The organism is Rahnella sp. CJA17(1/100) (assembly GCF_963881615.1).
Lineage (GTDB): Bacteria > Pseudomonadota > Gammaproteobacteria > Enterobacterales > Enterobacteriaceae > Rahnella > Rahnella aceris.
Genome location: NZ_CAWOJA010000044.1, coordinates 50,842 through 69,794, shown reverse-complemented (window position 1 = coordinate 69,794; position 18,953 = coordinate 50,842). Strand labels below are relative to the sequence as shown.

The 18,953-nt window shown below is 52.0% G+C and carries 17 protein-coding genes; 1 reads left to right on the top strand and 16 read right to left on the bottom strand.

Going from position 1 to position 18,953, the window contains the following annotated elements; translation table 11 throughout:
* Positions 1-110: 110 nt before the first annotated feature.
* The 16 genes from tolA to sdhC form a co-directional block, all read right to left on the bottom strand.
* Positions 111-1,322, bottom strand: a complete 1,212-nt coding sequence (tolA, locus tag AACU55_RS17130; RefSeq protein WP_134705812.1) for a cell envelope integrity protein TolA — start codon at positions 1,320-1,322, stop codon at positions 111-113.
* Positions 1,323-1,435: 113 nt separating this feature from the next.
* Entirely contained in the window at positions 1,436-1,867 is a 432-nt protein-coding gene (gene tolR, locus AACU55_RS17125; RefSeq protein WP_013576429.1) for a colicin uptake protein TolR, read from the bottom strand.
* A gap of 11 nt (positions 1,868-1,878) precedes the next feature.
* Positions 1,879-2,568, bottom strand: coding sequence for a Tol-Pal system protein TolQ (gene tolQ / locus AACU55_RS17120; protein ID WP_013576430.1), 690 nt, complete (start codon positions 2,566-2,568; stop codon positions 1,879-1,881).
* The gene (gene ybgC / locus AACU55_RS17115; RefSeq protein WP_013576431.1) at positions 2,565-2,969 is read right to left on the bottom strand and encodes a tol-pal system-associated acyl-CoA thioesterase; all 405 of its coding nucleotides are present in this window, start codon (positions 2,967-2,969) and stop codon (positions 2,565-2,567) included. Before ybgC ends, tolQ begins: the two co-directional genes overlap by 4 nt.
* Positions 2,970-3,118: 149 nt before the next feature.
* Complete coding sequence (gene ybgE / locus AACU55_RS17110) at positions 3,119-3,412, bottom strand: cyd operon protein YbgE (RefSeq protein ID WP_037037109.1); 294 nt, start codon at positions 3,410-3,412, stop codon at positions 3,119-3,121.
* Between the two features lie 2 nt (positions 3,413-3,414).
* The gene (gene cydX / locus AACU55_RS17105) at positions 3,415-3,528 is read right to left on the bottom strand and encodes a cytochrome bd-I oxidase subunit CydX (RefSeq protein WP_013576433.1); all 114 of its coding nucleotides are present in this window, start codon (positions 3,526-3,528) and stop codon (positions 3,415-3,417) included.
* A 10-nt stretch (positions 3,529-3,538) separates the two neighbouring features.
* Positions 3,539-4,678 (bottom strand): cytochrome d ubiquinol oxidase subunit II, encoded by a 1,140-nt coding sequence (gene cydB / locus AACU55_RS17100; protein WP_037037106.1) that lies wholly within the window; start codon positions 4,676-4,678, stop codon positions 3,539-3,541.
* Positions 4,679-4,692: 14 nt separating this feature from the next.
* The gene (gene cydA / locus AACU55_RS17095) at positions 4,693-6,261 is read right to left on the bottom strand and encodes a cytochrome ubiquinol oxidase subunit I (protein WP_013576435.1); all 1,569 of its coding nucleotides are present in this window, start codon (positions 6,259-6,261) and stop codon (positions 4,693-4,695) included.
* A gap of 723 nt (positions 6,262-6,984) precedes the next feature.
* A complete protein-coding gene (gene sucD / locus AACU55_RS17090) occupies positions 6,985-7,857 on the bottom strand; it encodes a succinate--CoA ligase subunit alpha (RefSeq protein ID WP_013576436.1) in 873 nt (290 codons plus the stop codon).
* Positions 7,857-9,023, bottom strand: coding sequence for an ADP-forming succinate--CoA ligase subunit beta (gene sucC / locus AACU55_RS17085; protein WP_013576437.1), 1,167 nt, complete (start codon positions 9,021-9,023; stop codon positions 7,857-7,859). Before sucC ends, sucD begins: the two co-directional genes overlap by 1 nt.
* Positions 9,024-9,115: 92 nt before the next feature.
* Positions 9,116-10,345, bottom strand: coding sequence for a 2-oxoglutarate dehydrogenase complex dihydrolipoyllysine-residue succinyltransferase (odhB, locus tag AACU55_RS17080; RefSeq protein ID WP_134705811.1), 1,230 nt, complete (start codon positions 10,343-10,345; stop codon positions 9,116-9,118).
* A gap of 46 nt (positions 10,346-10,391) precedes the next feature.
* A complete protein-coding gene (sucA, locus tag AACU55_RS17075) occupies positions 10,392-13,199 on the bottom strand; it encodes a 2-oxoglutarate dehydrogenase E1 component (RefSeq protein WP_013576439.1) in 2,808 nt (935 codons plus the stop codon).
* Between the two features lie 400 nt (positions 13,200-13,599).
* Entirely contained in the window at positions 13,600-14,316 is a 717-nt protein-coding gene (locus AACU55_RS17070; RefSeq protein ID WP_013576440.1) for a succinate dehydrogenase iron-sulfur subunit, read from the bottom strand.
* A gap of 19 nt (positions 14,317-14,335) precedes the next feature.
* Positions 14,336-16,102 carry a succinate dehydrogenase flavoprotein subunit gene (gene sdhA / locus AACU55_RS17065; RefSeq protein ID WP_013576441.1) on the bottom strand — a complete coding sequence of 589 codons (1,767 nt, stop codon included), beginning with the start codon at positions 16,100-16,102 and terminating at the stop codon, positions 14,336-14,338.
* Between the two features lie 3 nt (positions 16,103-16,105).
* On the bottom strand, positions 16,106-16,453 hold the full coding sequence (gene sdhD, locus AACU55_RS17060; RefSeq protein WP_013576442.1) for a succinate dehydrogenase membrane anchor subunit: 348 nt from the start codon (positions 16,451-16,453) through the stop codon (positions 16,106-16,108).
* Positions 16,447-16,836: a succinate dehydrogenase cytochrome b556 subunit gene (gene sdhC, locus AACU55_RS17055; protein WP_013576443.1), complete on the bottom strand. Its 390-nt coding sequence runs from the start codon at positions 16,834-16,836 to the stop codon at positions 16,447-16,449. The genes sdhD and sdhC overlap by 7 nt, the downstream gene beginning before the upstream one ends.
* Before the next feature lie 827 nt (positions 16,837-17,663).
* On the opposite strand from sdhC, the gene AACU55_RS17050 reads away from it, so the two are divergent.
* Entirely contained in the window at positions 17,664-18,947 is a 1,284-nt protein-coding gene (locus tag AACU55_RS17050) for a citrate synthase (protein WP_013576444.1), read from the top strand.
* Positions 18,948-18,953 lie beyond the last annotated feature (6 nt).

The window sequence follows — 18,953 nt, the reverse complement described above, 5'->3', positions numbered from 1 at the left end:
CGTATCTGCCCGCGATAATTTAGCAGAATTTTAACAAACCAACGCACACAAAACTAGAATTACACCCTGCAAACCATCGTAAAAATCTGAAAAGTTATCATTTTCATCTTTTATTGAGGTTTGAAATCTATCGGAGCATTTTTAAATACTTCATAGACGGCTTCAGAAGGCGGTTTCGGGAACTTCGCCTGTCGGGCTGCAGCCAGCGCCGCCTGACACAGTGCAGGATCCCCACCTTCTGCCGACACACTGATTAATGAGCCATCAGGGTTCATTTTAACGCGCAACGCACAGGTTTTGCCTGTATAAGATGACGCGTCATAGAATCTGCTCTCGATGGCAGCCTTAATCTGGCTACCATAGTTCGCAATATCAGCCCCGGATGCCCCCGCTTTTTTCTGAGTCCCCTTCCCTGAAGGAGCAGAAGCGCCGCCACCTGTTGCGCCTTTCGGTGCATTTTTGGAGTCGGCAAGGCCATCAAATAAGTTATTCGCATCAGCGGCTTCTTTGGCTGCTGCGGCGGCGGCAGCTTTTTTATCCGCTGCAGCTTTCTTGGCAGCAGCGGCAGCTTCCGCTTTTTTCTCTGCGGCAGCGGCAGCTTTTGCATCGGCGGCGGCTTTGGCATCGGCGTCAGCTTGTGCCTTCGCATCAGCCGCGGCCTGAGCTTTTGCCTCAGCAGCAGCCTGTTTTTTGGCTTCTGCGGCCGCTTCTTTCTTAGCGTCCGCTTCGGCTTGTTTCTTCGCTGCGGCGGCAGCGGCGGCGGCATCAGCCGCTGCTTTTTTCTGCGCATCAGCTTGTGCTTTAGCCGCTTCTTTCGCAGCATCTGCTTTCGCCTGAGCGGCCGCTTTGGCCGCTTCAGCCTTCGCTTGTGCGGCAGCAGCTTCTGCCTGTTTCTGCTGTTCTTTCGCCTGCTCAGCGGCTTGTTCAGCCTGCTTCTGCTGCTGGGCCTGTTCCTGAGCCTGCTGCTTGGCATTTTCCTGCGCTTGCAGACGCTCTTTCTCAAGTTCTTTCAGGCGTTGCTGTTCTGCGGCCTGTTTCTGTTGCAGCTCTTCAGCCTGTTGTTCTGATTTTTTCTGACGCGCTGCGGCAGCACGTTGGGAATCAGCCTGTTGCTGCTGCTGACGGTTGTACTGATCGACCACGGCACTTGGATCAACCATTACGGCAGAGATATCGCTACCGCCACCGCCGCCACTCATGCTGGTATCTTCGTCCAGCGATCCCCAAATCAACAGGGCTATAATGATGATATGCAGAACGACCGAAACAATAACGGCGCGTTTGAGCTTATCGTTTTGTTCAGTTGCAGTTGCCTTTACCAAAATAGATTTCCCAAGACAGGATTACTAAAAACCCGGTTTCCTGTATTGCCTGTCATACTTTTAACAAGCCAGAGAATGCCGGGTTTCAAATAAGTGTTACAAATTACCTATCCTCAGATAGGTTGTGTCATCAATCCGACAGACTTCACGCCAGCCTGATGCAGCATGTTCAGCGCCTTAATAATTTCATCATAAGGCACATCTTTCGCACCACCGATCAGAAATACCGTCTTCGGATTGGCCTGAATACGGCTGGTCGCTTCCGCGATCACCTGCTGTTCAGGCAATTGTTCCATACGCTGATGGTCAACCACGATGGTGTATTGACCCACGCCAGACACTTCAACAATCACTGGCGGATTATCATCGCTGGACACCGTTTTAGAATCCGTTGCGTCAGGCAAATCAACTTCCACACTCTGGGTAATGATGGGCGCTGTTGCCATAAAAATCAGTAACAGAACCAGCAGTACGTCCAGCAGCGGAACGATATTGATCTCCGACTTACCTTCGCGACGGTTACGACGACCTCGTGAACGAGCCATACTCTCCCCCTTTAGTTACTGCTGGTTTCGCGAGAGAAAGCCTGACGGTGCAGGATAGCCGTGAATTCTTCCATGAAGTTATCGTAGTTTTGCTCAAGCTTGTTCACACGCTGGTTCAGGCGGTTATACGCCATAACAGCAGGAATGGCGGCAAACAGACCAATCGCGGTGGCGATCAGTGCTTCTGCGATACCCGGAGCAACCATTTGCAACGTTGCCTGTTTCACAGAACCTAAACCGATAAAGGCGTGCATGATCCCCCAGACTGTACCGAACAGACCGATATAAGGGCTGATAGAACCGACAGTACCAAGGAACGGAATGTGAGTTTCAAGTGATTCGAGTTCACGGTTAAAAGAAATACGCATCGCACGTGAAGAACCTTCAATCACGGCTTCTGGCGCGTGGCTGTTGGCACGATGAAGGCGGGCGAACTCTTTAAAACCGGAATGGAAGATCTGCTCTGCCCCGCTCAGGGTTTCGCGGCGGCCCTGACTTTCCTGATACAGACGGGAAAGTTCGATACCGGACCAGAATTTATCTTCGAACGCTTCTGCCTCGCGGGTGGCGGCATTCAGCACTTTGGTGCGTTGAATGATGATCGCCCAGGACGCGATAGAGAAGCACACCAGGACAAGCATAATCAGCTTGACCAGGATGCTGGCCTTCAAAAATAAATCAAGAATGTTCATGTCAGTCACTGCTTAAACTCCGCGACAATAGACTTAGGAAGCGCTCGGGGCTTCATTTGGTTTGGATCAATGCATGCGATCAACACTTCTGCAGAACTCAGAAGGTTTCCATGCGAATCAAGAATTCGTTGTGCAAAAGTAAGAGAAGCTCCGCGAATGGACGTAATCTCACTCTGAACATCCAGCAGGTCATCTAAGCGAGCTGGTGCAAAGTATTCGACCGTCATGCGGCGGACAGCAAAAGCGACGTGTTCACTCAGCAACTGCTGCTGGTGAAAATTGCGTTGGCGCAACATCTCTGTGCGAGCCCTTTCATAAAAGGCGACGTATCGGGCATGGTAGACCACACCTCCCGCGTCTGTGTCCTCAAAATAGACACGAACCGGCCATCGGAACAACGAATTACTCACTGTACATCCCGTAATGCAATTTGACGGCACTACTATACGCAAGAGAATTGGGGTTGGGAATGGGTAGGATTGCTGGAATGAAAATAATTATGGGCCAGCACGGCCCATAAGAAAATTACTGTAAATTTGTCTTTTTTTTATGCAAAAAATCAGCTGAAAAAGTAATAAAGTCCTGCAGCTAGCGCAATCATCGCCAGTAATGGCGAGAAGAAAGCCTTCCAGACTGATTTATTCGGGCGAAATCCCAGGCCGTGGATCACGCCACTGCACACAGCCCATATCAAAATGAGCCCATGCCAGACTTCAAGCTGACTGGTCGACGAGGCAAACATGCCCGGTTTCCAGAAAACGCAACCGGCCAGTATCAGTGACATCACAAGCGAAAGGGCCCGCAAGGGGCCCTTGTCTGTGATGGCGTAGAGTTTATCCACGATCACACTCATTATTACTTCTCTTCTTTAGCCGCTTTATTGGCTTCGCTGTGTTCAAACGCCAGCGCGGTAATGATACCGAATGAGCAAGCCAGTAAGGTGCCGAGGATCCAGGCAAAATACCACATGGTGTTCTCCTTAATACAACGAATGCTTGTTGTTCTCGATGTAGTGTTTATCGAGGCGCCCGAACATCTTGTAATACGCCCATGAGGTGTAAATCAGGATGATTGGCACAAAGATACAAGCGACAACGGTCATCACTCTCAGCGTCAACAGCGTCGATGTCGCATCCCACATTGTCAGGCTGGCATTCGGTTCAGTGATAGAAGGCATCACGAACGGGAACATAGTGATACCGGCAGTCAGGATCACACAGGCGATAGTCAGTGAGTTACTGATGAACGCCAGCGCGGCTTTATTCATGCGCGAGAACAAAATGGTCAGCAGCGGCAAAATCACACCTAACGCAGGAATTGCCCACAGGCCCGGCGTCTTGTTGAAGTTCGCCAGCCATGCACCCGCTTCATGAGACACAGTTTTGCGCAGCGGGTTAGACGGGCCAGCGTGATCCATAACGGATGTCACGGTGAAGCCATCAATCCCTTTCACTAACCAGATACCCGCCAGCAGGAAGCACACCATCATCACCAGCGCAGAAATCTGCGACGCGGTACGGGTACGCAGGTGCAATTCACCCACAGTACGCATTTGCAGGTAGGTAGCGCCCTGGGTGATCAGCATAGTCAGGCTCACCAGACCGGCCAGAATGCCGTACGGGTTCAGCAGGCCAAACAGGTTACCGGTGTAGAACAGACGCAGGTCGCTGTCGATATGGAACGGAACACCCAGCAGCAGGTTACCGAACGCCACACCGAACACCAGTGCAGGGACGAAACTGCCGATAAAGATGCCCCAGTCCCACATGCCACGCCAGCGCGGGCTCTCGAGTTTTGAACGGTAGTCAAAGCCCAGCGGACGGAAGAACAAGGCGCACAACACCAGCACCATCGCGGCATAGAAGCCGGAGAAAGCCGCTGCGTAGACCATCGGCCAGGCAGCGAACAATGCGCCACCGGCCGTAATCAGCCAGACCTGGTTGCCGTCCCAGTGCGGGGCGATGGCGTTAATCATCACGCGGCGGTCAGTATCGGTTTTACCGATAATGCGCACCAGGATGCCTACGCCCATATCAAATCCATCGGTGACGGCGAAGCCGATAAACAGCACGCCAATCAGCACCCACCAGATGAACCGTAAAACTTCATAATCAAACATAAGTGGACTCCCTATTACCGAGCTTGCTCAAGTGGCGCTGAAGTTTGTTCATAATGATAACGGCCAGTTTTCAGGCTGCTTGGGCCCAGGCGCGCATATTTGAACATCAGGAACATTTCAGCGACCAGGAACAGGGTGTACAGACCGCAGATGAGGATCATCGAGGACAGTACATCACCCACAGTCAGTGAAGAGTGTGCAACCGCAGTCGGTAACACTTCACCAATCGCCCAAGGCTGACGGCCATATTCAGCCACGAACCAGCCCGCTTCGACAGCAATCCACGGCAATGGCAGGCCGATGAATACCGCGCGGTGTAACCAGCGTTTCTGACCAATCTTGCCGCGCAGGACGGTATAGAAGGACAGCGCAATCAGGACGAACATCAGGATGCCGCAGGCAACCATGATACGGAATGCGAAGTACAGAGGCAGAACGCGTGGAATAGAATCTTTGGTAGCTTTCTGAATCTGTGCGTCAGTCGCTCCCGCCGGGTTGTCGGTATAGCGTTTGAGCAACATACCGTAGCCCAGATCCTGCTTAGCATTTTCAAAATCGCTGCGGACTTTCGGGTCAGTATTGCCCGAACGCAGTTCTTCCAGCAGGGTGTACGCTTTCATACCGTTGCGGATACGCACTTCATGTTGCGCCATCAGGTCTTTCAGACCAGTAACCGGCGTATCCACGGAACGCGTAGCAATCAGGCCGAGCAGGTAAGGAATTTGAATGGAATATTCATTTTCCATTTTGTCCTGATTAGGCATGCCGAACAGCGTGAAACTTGCCGGTGCAGGTTGGGTATCCCACTCTGCTTCGATAGCCGCCAGTTTGGTTTTCTGTACGTCACCCATTTCATAACCGGATTCATCACCCAGTACGATAACGGAGAGCACTGCGGCCAGACCGAAGCTTGCAGCGATAGCAAATGAACGCTTCGCAAAACCTACGTCGCGGCCTTTTAACAGGTAGTAAGAGCTGATAGCCAGAATGAACATCGCGCCAGTCACATAACCAGACGCTACGGTATGAACGAATTTAACCTGTGCGACCGGGTTCAGAACCAGCTCAGAGAAGCTGACCATTTCCATACGCATGGTTTCGTAGTTGAAGGTCGATGCAATCGGGTTTTGCATCCAGCCGTTCGCCACCAGGATCCACAATGCTGACAAGTTTGAGCCAAGGGCAACAAACCAGGTCACTGTCATATGCTGAACTTTAGAAAGACGGTCCCATCCGAAGAAGAACAGGCCCACTAAAGTGGATTCCAGGAAGAACGCCATTAAACCTTCAATCGCCAGAGGCGCACCGAAGATATCACCGACGTAATGTGAGAAATATGACCAGTTAGTCCCGAACTGGAATTCCATGGTTAAACCGGTTGCAACGCCCAATGCAAAGTTAATTGCAAAAAGTTTGCCCCAGAATTTGGTCATATCTTTATAGATTTGTTTGCCGGAAAGCACATAAACCGTTTCCATAATTGCCAGTAAAAACGCCATACCCAGCGTTAATGGGACAAATAGGAAATGGTACATGGCTGTTAAAGCAAACTGTAAACGCGACAGTTCAACGATATCAAACATCTTGACCCCTTGCTCCTCGGAGGAAGACCCCAAATTGCGATCTCTGACGAACCGGTTGCCGGAACGCCTCATGACTACCAGTATTCAAATGTGTGCAGAACAGAGAGCCAGCATTCAGTGCGAGTAACGCTGTCAGCGGGACACTCTGAACCCGGAAAAAGCGCGAACAGCGGGCCTGTAACAGGCTGATGAACGGGCAAAATCACGGGAAAAATAATCATACAAAAAACGGATGGTTACAGGAGCATTATGTTACGCCAGTAATCCCACACATTAAATAGGTTTTTTAGTGACCCAAAGCGGATTTCCGTGTACAGGTCAATTTAAGAACAAAACAGTGATAATCGCTGTAATTGATCTGACGCAATTTAAGCCTATCTCATTGTTTATTTCTATAATGTCTTCATCAATTTCGAAAAAAATATTTCAGGATGTTAACCGTTGGTTTCATTGAGCTTTAAGGGTGGCCCTTATGTTAATTAATTGTGTTTATATGGTTATCGTTAATATTTATTTTGCTACCTGTTTAAACCTAATTATTAACCTTTTATTTCCAATGAACCTATCGTGCTGTGTTAATAAATATAGCTCAATTCAGCGAATGTTAACTATTTCGCTTAAAATAAAAAAGGCCACCCGAAGGTGGCCAACATGTCGAATCTTTTTCTTAAATAAATCGGCTTCACCCGCACCGTAATTTCACCGGTGCGGGTGGGGTAATACTTATTGCGGAAGCAATGATTTCACGGCTTCGCCGATATCGGCCAGGCTGCGAACGGTTTTCACGCCTGCCGCTTCCAGCGCTGCAAATTTCTCATCAGCAGTGCCTTTACCACCAGCAATGATGGCGCCTGCATGGCCCATACGTTTGCCTTTAGGCGCAGTCACACCCGCGATATAGCCCACAACCGGTTTAGTCACGTGTGCTTTGATGTACGCGGCAGCTTCTTCTTCCGCGTTACCACCGATTTCACCGATCATCACGATCACTTCAGTCTGTGGATCTTCCTGGAACAGCTTCAGGATATCGATGAAGTTAGAGCCCGGGATCGGGTCACCGCCGATACCGACGCAGGTAGACTGGCCGTAACCGTAATCAGTTGTCTGTTTAACGGCTTCATACGTCAGCGTGCCGGAACGGGAAACGATGCCCACTTTGCCTGGCAGATGAATGTGGCCCGGCATGATGCCGATTTTGCATTCGCCCGGCGTGATAACACCCGGACAGTTTGGCCCGATCATCACTGCATCGCTCTGATCCAGTTTCACTTTAACCACCAGCATATCCAGCGTCGGAATGCCTTCAGTGATACAGATGATCAGTTTAATACCTGCATCCAGCGCTTCCAGAATAGAGTCTTTACAGAACGGTGCCGGCACATAAATCACAGACGCCGTTGCGCCGGTAGTTTCTACCGCTTCACGCACGGTATTGAACACTGGCAAGCCCAGATGCTCGGTGCCGCCTTTGCCTGGCGTAACGCCGCCAACCATTTTGGTGCCGTAAGCGATGGCTTGTTCGGAGTGGAAAGTCCCCTGGCTACCGGTGAAACCCTGGCAGATAACTTTGGTGTTCTTGTTGATTAAAATCGACATTATTTCCCCTCCACTGCCGCGACAACTTGTTGAGCCGCATTCGTCAGGCTGGTCGCTGCAATGATGTTCAAACCGCTGTCTGCCAGTTTTTTGGCACCCAGCTCGGCATTGTTACCTTCAAGACGCACCACAACCGGTACGCTGACGCCCACTTCTTCCACCGCGCCGATGATACCGTCGGCGATCAGGTCGCAACGAACGATACCGCCGAAGATGTTAACGAAGACAGCTTTGACTTTTTCATCGGACAGGATGATTTTGAAGGCTTCGGTCACGCGTTCTTTGGTTGCGCCACCGCCAACATCCAGGAAGTTAGCCGGTTCGCCACCGTGCAGTTTCACGATATCCATGGTACCCATTGCCAGACCGGCACCGTTCACCATGCAACCGATGTTGCCGTCGAGTGCAACGTAGTTCAGTTCCCACTGCGCTGCCTGAGATTCACGGGCATCTTCCTGGCTGTAATCGCGCATTTCGCGCAATTCTGGCTGACGGAACAAGGCGTTGCCGTCTGCACCCAGTTTGCCGTCGAGGCAGATCAGGTCACCAGCGGTAGTCACCACCAGCGGGTTGATTTCGATCAGCGCCAGATCGCGCTCAAGGAAGATGTTCGCCAGACCCATGAAGATCTTGGTGAACTGCTGAACCTGCTTACCGGTCAGGCCCAGTTTGAAAGCCAGTTCGCGACCCTGATAAGGCTGCGGACCTGCCAGCGGATCCAGTGCCACTTTATGGATCAGGTGTGGCGTCTCTTCTGCCACTTTCTCAATTTCCACGCCGCCTTCTGTAGATGCCATGAACACCACGCGACGGGAGCTGCGATCCACTACCGCACCGAGGTACAGTTCCTGATCGATATCCGTTGCCGCTTCAACCAGGATCTGGTTAACCGGCTGACCGCTGGCGTCTGTCTGGTAAGTGACCAGACGTTTACCCAGCCAGTGCTCAGCAAAAGCGCGGATCTCTTCTTTGCTTTTGACCACTTTCACGCCGCCCGCTTTACCGCGGCCACCGGCATGAACCTGACATTTCACCACCCACGGACCGGCACCGATTTTCGATGCAGCCTCTTCCGCTTCACGCGGGGTGGAACAGGCGAAGCCCGTCGGTGCTGGCAGGCCGTAGCGCAGGAACAGCTGTTTCGCCTGATACTCGTGTAAATTCATGATGTTCTATCCATTCTTAGTAGGAAGGCTTATCAGGGCACAGCGAACTGTGCCGCAGATTTTTCGATCTCTAATCTTTCGCAGTGCCGGGACTAGACGTCCAGCAGCAGACGAGCCGGATCTTCCAGCATCTCTTTAATGGTCACCAGGAAGCCGACCGATTCACGGCCATCAACCAGACGGTGATCGTAGGACAGCGCCAGATACATCATTGGCAAAATCACTACCTGACCATTGACCGCCATAGGACGATCTTTAATGGCATGCATGCCGAGGATCGCACTCTGTGGTGGGTTGATGATTGGCGTGGACATCAGGGAGCCGAAGACGCCGCCGTTGGTCACAGTAAAGTTACCGCCGGTCAGTTCTTCCACTTTCAGTTTGCCGTCACGACCTTTGATCGCCAGCTCTTTGATTTGCTTCTCGATATCCGCCATGCCCAGCGTATCGACATCACGCAGAACCGGGGTCACCAGGCCGCGTGGCGTGGATACCGCGATGCTGACATCGAAATAGTTGTGGTAAACCACATCCTCGCCATCAATAGACGCGTTCACTTCCGGATAGCGTTTCAGCGCTTCAACCACGGCTTTCAGATAGAAAGACATGAAGCCCAGACGCACGCCGTGACGTTTTTCGAAACCATCACCGTACTGCTTACGCAGATCCATGATTGGCTTCATGTTGATTTCGTTGAAGGTCGTCAGCATCGCAGTGCTGTTCTTCGCTTCAAGCAGACGCTCAGCAACACGCTTACGCAGACGGGTCATAGGCACACGTTTTTCACTACGTGAACCCAGAGCCGGAGCGGCGCTGTTCGCTGCCGGAGCGGCGGCTGGCGCGGCTGCCGGTTTCGCGTCTTTGGCTTTCGCCAGATGTTGTTCGATATCTTCACGGGTCAGACGACCACCAACACCGCTGCCTTTAATCGCGCTGGCATCCAGAGAATGTTCTGCAATCAGGCGGCGGATAGCCGGGCTGAGTGCGTCGTTGTTCTCTTCTTCCAGTGCTGCTGTGTGGCGTGCCGCAGGAGTCGCTTCTTTATCGGAGCTTTTCTCAGTGCTTGGCTTACCGCTGCTGTTACCCGGACGAATACGCGCCAGGATCTGACGGGAAATGACCGTCGCACCTTCGTCTTCGATAATGCTGTCCAGGATACCGGCTTCACTCGCCGGGACTTCCAGAACCACTTTGTCGGTTTCAATTTCTACCAGTACATCGTCACGCTCAACACTGTCGCCCGGCTTTTTGTGCCAGGTGGCAACCGTCGCATCCGCAACGGATTCAGGAAGGTCAGGGACCAGAATATCTACGCTACTCATTATCAATCCTTCTTATGTTCCATATAGTTAACTGACACCGACGCGGTTATTTAACGTTCAGCGCATCGTTAACCAGATCTTGCTGTTGCTTCTGGTGAACGGACATGTAGCCCACTGCCGGAGAGGCAGAGGCCGGGCGTCCTGCGTAACGTAAAGAAGCCCCGAAAGGAATCACTTCACGGAAATTGTGCTGGCTGCAATACCACGCGCCCTGGTTCAGTGGCTCTTCCTGACACCAGACGAAATCATGAACGTGTGAGAATTTCTCAAGCACTTCCTGAATTGCCTTGTGCGGGAACGGGTAAAGCTGTTCGATGCGGACAATCGCCACATCGGTTTGCTCGTTTTTGCGACGTTGTTCCAGCAGGTCGTAATAAACCTTACCGGAGCACATCACCACGCGCTTAACCTGTTTCGGATCCAATTCGTCGACTTCACCAATCGCTGGCAGGAAGCTGCCGTCAGCCAACTCCTCAAGCGTAGAAACCGCCAGAGGATGACGCAACAGAGACTTCGGTGACATCACGATCAGCGGACGGCGCATACCGCGCAGTGCCTGACGGCGGATCATGTGGTAAACCTGCGCCGGGGTAGACGGGATACACACCTGCATATTTTGCTCAGCGCAAAGTTGCAGATAACGTTCCAGACGCGCGGAGGAGTGCTCCGGCCCCTGCCCTTCGTAGCCGTGCGGCAGCAGCATCACCAGACCACACATGCGGCCCCATTTCTGTTCGCCGGAACTGATGAACTGGTCGATAACCACCTGTGCACCGTTGGCGAAGTCACCGAACTGCGCTTCCCAGATGGTCAGGGTGCGCGGTTCAGCGGTCGCGTAACCGTATTCAAAGGCCAGCACCGCTTCTTCGGAAAGCACGGAATCCCAGACATTGAATTCGCCCTGGCTGTTATGAATATTGGCCAGCGGCACGTACACGGAACCGTTTTTCTGGTTATGGATCACCGCATGGCGATGGAAGAAGGTGCCGCGGCCGGTATCTTCACCGGACAAACGAATCGGAATACCTTCATCTACCAGCGTAGCGTAGGCCAGATTTTCCGCGCCACCCCAGTCGAACTTCTTATTGCCTTCGGCCATCTCGTTACGGTCGCCGTAAATCTTGGCAACGCGGGATTGCATTTCGATCGCATCAGGCACATGGCTGACACGACGCGCCAGTTCCTGCAGGCGTTTCAGCTCGACCTTGTTCGGATAAGCCTCATCCCACTCATGATTCAGATACGGTGACCAGGTGAAAGTGTGCATGTCATTCTGACGCCACTCTTCCACTACGCATTCACCGGCATCCAGCGCATCGCGGTACAGGTTGACCATTTCCGTGGCATCTTCGAGGCTGGCTACGTTTTGCTCAGTCAGGACATCAGCGTAAATCTTGCGTGGCGTCGGGTGTTTCTTGATCTTGTTGTACATCAGCGGCTGGGTTGCGCTAGGTTCGTCGGCCTCGTTATGGCCGTGGCGACGGTAGCAAACCAGGTCGATCATGACGTCACGTTTAAAGGTGTTACGGAAATCCAATGCCAGGCGGGTCACGAAAGCCACCGCTTCAGGGTCATCGGCATTGACGTGGAAAATCGGTGCCTGCACCATTTTCGCGATATCGGTACAGTAATCGGTAGAACGCGCATCTTTCGGATTCGAGGTGGTGAAGCCCACCTGGTTATTAATGACGATACGCACGGTACCGCCCACTTCATAACCGCGTGCCAGCGACATGTTCAGGGTTTCCTGAACCACACCCTGACCGGTAATGGCCGCGTCACCGTGAATGGTGATTGGCAGAACCATGTTGCTGCGCGCTTCGTCCAGACGGTCACGACGGGCACGAACAGAACCGATGACCACCGGGCTGACGATTTCCAGGTGCGACGGGTTAAACGCCAGCGCCAGGTGAACCATACCGCCTTCGGTTTCCACATCAGACGAATACCCCATGTGGTATTTCACATCACCGGTGCCCAGGTGTTCTTTATGCTTACCGGAGAATTCGTCGAACAGGTCCTGAGGTTTTTTGCCCAGCACGTTGATCAGTACGTTCAGACGACCGCGGTGCGCCATACCCAGCACGACTTCGCGGGTTCCGTTTTTGCCAGCATGACGGATCATTTCTTTCAGCATCGGAACCAGCGCATCGCCACCTTCGAGTGAGAAGCGTTTTGCACCCGGGAATTTCGCCCCCAGATAACGCTCCAGACCTTCTGCAGCGGTCAGCTCTTTAAGAAACGTTTTCTTCTCATCATTGGTGAAACTCGCACGACCTGCCACGGATTCGATTCGCTGTTGGATCCAGCGTTTCTCTTCAGTGTTGGTAATGTGCATGTATTCCGCACCAATGGAACCGCAATAGGTTTGCTTCAGGGCTTTATACAGCTCGCCGAGCTGCATGGTTTCCTTGCCAATGGCAAATGAACCGACGTTGAAGGTTTCCTGGAAATCAGCTTCAGTCAGATGGTGGAACGCCGGGTCCAGATCAGGCACGGCGTCCAGCTTCCACAGGCCGAGGGGATCAAGGTTTGCGTTCTGATGACCACGGAAGCGGAAGGCGTTGATTAACTGCAGCACCTTGACTTGCTTGGCATCCGTTTCCGGATCGCTGATGGAGGAGTTATAACGTGACGCGTCTTTCGCCAGGCGGCGGAAGTAGTCCCGAGTTTGAGAATGGAGTTGCTCTGGTTTCACACCCACTGTTGGTAGCTGTTTAAAAATCGAACGCCAGCTATCGTCAACGGAACCAGGATCGGTTAAGTAGTCTTCATAGAGTTGCTCTATGTAAGACTGGTTTGCACCCGCCAGATAGGAGGAATCCAGCCAGGCCTTCATTGCGCCGTTCTGCATCGTGATCCCTTAAGCTTTGAAGCTTTAGTTTTCGCCGTGGTTAATAATAATGACCGTGATACACCGCGGTAAAACGGTTTTCCATACTAAAACAGTTCGTTGGTTGAGCGGTTGGCTCTTCAAGGAACCTTCAGAAATCCGCCATGCGCGTGACTGATTTTTGAAGTTACCCTGCTTATTTCGGCTGCCTTTCGGGGGATTTTTATCTCCCGGTTTTTGACCCGGCTATCTTACTCCAGTCAGGCGCAACTTTGTTGCACTTGTTGCTACTTTGTTATTAAAAAATTAATTATTTGCTATCCCCACCTCAGTTACCACATTTGTAACTAAAGAAAGCGAAAAACCGGTGGTAACTAAATAACAGCGGGAACCTGAGTTCCCGCTGTGCGTGGCTTATCAATCAGGCACCGCGTTGTAGCAGCATCGATTTAATATGGCCGATAGCCTTGGTCGGGTTCAGCCCCTTTGGGCATACACTCACACAGTTCATGATGCTGTGGCAGCGGAATACGCTGAAAGCATCATTCAGATCGTCAAGGCGCGATTGAGTCTCGGTATCGCGGCTGTCGATCAGGAAACGGTAAGCGGCCAGAAGGCCTGCCGGACCGACAAACTTGTCCGGATTCCACCAGAAAGACGGACAGGACGTTGAACAGCAGGCGCAGAGAATACATTCGTACAAACCGTCCAGCTTTTCGCGGTCATCCGGCATTTGCAAATGTTCACGCGCCGGAGGATTTTTCCCATCATTCAACAAGTAAGGCTTAATCTTCTCATACTGCTTATAGAATTGCCCCATGTCTACTACAAGGTCACGGACAACCGGTAACCCCGGCAACGGACGGATAACAATTTTCTTGCTGCCGTTACGCAACGTCGAGACGGGTGTGATACACGCCAGACCGTTTTTGCCGTTCATGTTGACGCCATCTGACCCGCAAACACCTTCACGGCATGAGCGGCGGAAAGCCAGCGTCGGATCCTGTTCTTTCAGCAAAATCAGCGCGTCGAGCAACATCATATCGCGCCCTTCTTTAGCTTCCAGCACGTAATCTTTCATATACGGCACGTCATCAACGTCCGGGTTGTAGCGATAAATCGAAAATTCAATTTTCATAATCTGTCTCCGCTCCGCCCTAGTAAGTACGCGCTTTCGGCGGGAACGCCGCGCGAAGCTTAGGCTGCATGTTCACCTCACGGCGGGTCATGCTTTCTGTTTCTGGCTGATACAACGTGTGGCACAACCAGTTCGCATCATCACGCTCAGGGAAGTCGAAACGGCTGTGAGCACCACGGCTTTCAGTGCGGTAGTTTGCAGAGACAGCGGTGGAGAACGCAGTTTCCATCAGATTATCCAGTTCCAGACACTCAACGCGCTGGGTATTGAACTCTGAGGACGTATCATCCAGACGGGCAGATTTCAGACGCTCGCGGATCACTTTCAGTTCTTCCAGACCTTTCGCCATCGCATCACCTTCACGGAATACCGAGAAGTTGTTCTGCATGCACGATTGCAGGTCTTTACGGATAGCCACCGGATCTTCACCTGAACGGGTGTTGTTCCAGCGGTTCAGACGCTCCAGAGATACATCAATGTCGTCCTGAGAAGCATCACGGCTTTCGCCCTGCTCGGTGATAGATTCCTGCAGATGCATACCCGCCGCACGGCCAAACACCACCAGATCCAGCAGTGAGTTACCACCGAGACGGTTAGCGCCGTGTACCGATACACAGGCAATTTCACCCACCGCGAACAGACCCGGAATCACTTCATCCTGACCCTGTGCGTTAACACGCAGCGCCTGACCGGTCACTTTGGTCGGAATGCCGCCCATCATGTAGTGGCAGGTTGGGATAACAGGGATCGGTTCTTTCACCGGATCGACGTGTGCGAAGGTACGCGACAGTTCAAGGATGCCCGGCAGGCGGGATTCCAGAACGTCTTTACCCAGATGATCGAGTTTCAGTTTAGCGTGCGGGCCCCACGGACCTTCGCAGCCACGGCCTTCACGGATTTCGATCATAATGGAACGCGCCACCACGTCACGACCCGCCAGGTCTTTGGCATTCGGCGCATAACGTTCCATGAAACGTTCGCCGTCTTTATTGAGCAGATAACCGCCTTCACCACGGCAGCCTTCTGTCACCAGAACGCCTGCGCCAGCGATACCGGTCGGGTGGAACTGCCACATTTCCATGTCCTGCACCGGAACACCTGCACGTAGCGCCATGCCAACACCGTCGCCGGTATTAATGTGGGCGTTGGTGGTGGACTGGTAAATACGGCCTGCGCCGCCGGTCGCCAGTACGGTCGCTTTGGCTTTGAAATACACCACTTCGCCGGTTTCAATGCAGATTGCGGTACAGCCGACGATCGCGCCGTCCTGGTTTTTCACTAAATCCAGTGAATACCATTCAGAGAAAATCGTGGTGCCTTTTTTCAGGTTTTGCTGATACAGCGTGTGCAGCAAGGCGTGACCGGTACGGTCAGCGGCTGCCGCAGTACGTGCCGCCTGCTCGCCACCGAAGTTTTTCGACTGGCCGCCAAACGGACGCTGATAAATGCGGCCGTCTTCAAGACGGGAGAAAGGCAGCCCCATGTGTTCGAGTTCCAGAATCGCTTCCGGCCCGGTTTTACACATATATTCAATGGCGTCCTGATCACCGATATAGTCGGAACCTTTTACGGTGTCGTACATATGCCATTCCCAGTCATCCTCATGGGTGTTACCCAGCGCGACGGTGATACCGCCCTGCGCGGACACCGTATGGGAGCGGGTCGGGAAGACTTTTGAAATCAGGGCGCAAGACAGCCCCATTTGTGAAATCTGTAACGCGGCACGCATACCGGCGCCACCTGCACCGATGACGACAGCATCAAACTCTCTGACTGGCAGATTCATTTACTACGCTCCCCAAACAACAATTGTTCCGTAAAGTAGGTAAACCACTAACACCACGACGATAGCCAGTTGCAGCATCAGCCGGACAGCCAGCGGTTTCACATAGTCCGTTAACACCTGCCACATGCCGATCCACGCGTGTATCAGAATTGAGAGCAGCGCCAGCAGTGTGAATACTTTGGTGATGGAGGAAGAGAAGAAGCCATGCCAGACATCAAATGTCAGTTCCTGAGCCAGAACCACGAAGCCCAGAATATAGAGGATATACAGGGTGAGGATAATTGCGGAAGCACGCAGTAACAGCCAGTCGTGCACACCATTACGCCCTAACGCAGAAACGTTGCTTACCATACGAGAACTCCAGCCAGAATTGACAGCACGACGGTCAGACCGATTGCCACCTGGGCAGAACGGGTACCGGCAGCCAAACTCTCTTCGATATAGCCAAAATCCATCAGCAAATGGCGTACGCCACCGCAAACGTGATAGGCCAGCGCAGTGAGTATTCCCCAAAAGATGAATTTGACGAAGAAGCTATTCATGATGGCGGCAGCATGCGCAAACCCTTCAGGAGAAGAGAGAGACAGGCCTAACAGCCAGAGGAGGATACCGACGGCGACGAAGGTAATTACGCCAGAGACTCGGTGTAAGATGGACGCTATCGCAGTAACAGGAAACCGGATCGTTTGCAGATCCAGATTGACAGGTCTTTGTTTTTTCACGGTTTTGCCCACACAGCTCTTATTATTTTTCCTCCGGTCCGGAGCAGTATGTCAGACAGCACCCTTTCCTTCGTTCTTGTCGTTGTGGATGCGTTGACTTACCGCCTCCCCACAGAACCAATAACGTTGGAAAGCTGAGCTAAAAGCCCAACATTTCACGCGCTCAAACAACGACATCCGATGTGCTTAAACGGCGCAGAAATGTGTTTTCCTTTAAGTCCATTTTCATAAAATCTGAGACAAAAAAGAGAGTGCTGGGTGCTCCTACTTCGGATTGCCCGGAGACCTTGTAGGAGTATAGGTTGATCACATTCCTATTACAATTGCCCTACAAATGCTTTATTCACATTTCTCCGAAACAGTGAGTTAGCTCCCATTTTTCACAAAAGACACGAAATAAATTATCCAGTTTGACATTTGATCAACATTTCCATTACAAATGAACTATCCCTATAGGACTGTGATTCTGCGCACATACCGGCTTCGCCTTCACGCACCAAAATGGTGAAAGTTTCTGAAGAATCAGTGGATCACACAATCGCAATGCAGGGTCTTCCCTGACGGCCCAAGTTATGCAAAAGTGGTGATTGTGTAAATCCTCATACTCTTCACAGGTACTGAGCGACAGAACAGTAATGATTTACCGAATCGTTAACAACGATGAAACGCCGCTTGTTTGTCACAGAGCAGTCTGAGACTGCACTTCGACTCAGCTCTACGTTCCCTTCCCATTCGATCGCAGAGCTAAGGCTGACAATAATAATGACCTTACAAGGCGTCGCTTCCAGGCATTTCTGTTGTTACTGATTTTTAAAAATAAGGCGCTAAGGAGACTGTAAATGGCTGATAAGAAAGCGACACTTACCCTACAAGGTCACGACCCGATTGAACTAAACGTGCTGTCCGGCACACTGGGCCAGGATGAAGTGGATATCCGCACCCTCGGTTCTAAAGGTCTTTTCACTTATGACCCCGGTTTCACCTCTACTGCATCCTGCGAGTCCAAAATCACCTATATCGACGGTGACGAAGGCGTTCTGCTGCACCGTGGTTTCCCGATTGACCAGCTGGCACAGGAGTCCACTTTCCTTGAAGTGAGCTATCTGCTGCTGAACGGCGAAGTGCCGACTCAGAAACAGTACGATGAATTCAAAACCAATGTCACCCGCCACACCATGGTGCATGAGCAAATCACCCGTCTGTTCCACGGCTTCCGTCGCGACTCTCACCCGATGGCTGTGCTGTGTGGCGTCACCGGCGCACTGGCCGCCTTTTATCACGACTCCATCGACGTAGAAAACGAACGTCACCGTGAAATCGCTGCTTACCGTCTGCTGTCTAAAATGCCGACCGTCGCCGCCATGTGTTACAAATATTCTATCGGCCAGCCGTTTGTATACCCGCGCAACGACCTGTCTTATGCCGGTAACTTCCTGCACATGATGTTCGCCACCCCATGTGAAGAATACAAAGTGAATCCGATTCTGGAACGCGCGATGGATCGTATTCTGATCCTGCACGCTGACCATGAGCAAAACGCCTCCACGTCCACCGTGCGTACCGCCGGTTCTTCTGGCGCTAACCCGTTCGCCTGTATTGCTGCAGGTATCGCGTCCTTGTGGGGACCGGCTCACGGCGGCGCGAACGAAGCTGCACTGAAAATGCTGGAAGAAATCAGCAGCGTTGATCACATCCCTGAATTTGTGAAACGTGCAAAAGACAAGAATGATTCTTTCCGCCTGATGGGCTTTGGTCACCGTGTTTACAAAAACTACGACCCGCGCGCAACCGTGATGCGTGAAACCTGTCATGAAGTGCTGAAAGAGTTGGATCTGAAAGACAACCTGCTGGAAGTAGCGATGGAGCTTGAACATATCGCGCTGAACGACCCGTACTTCATCGAGAAGAAACTGTACCCGAACGTCGATTTTTACTCCGGCATCATCCTGAAAGCCATGGGTATTCCCTCTTCCATGTTCACCGTGATCTTCGCGATGGCGCGTACTGTTGGCTGGATTGCTCACTGGAGCGAAATGCATCAGGAAGGTATCAAAATTGCCCGTCCTCGCCAGCTTTATACCGGCTATGACAAACGCGATTTCCATTCTCAGCTGAAAAAATAATTCCCT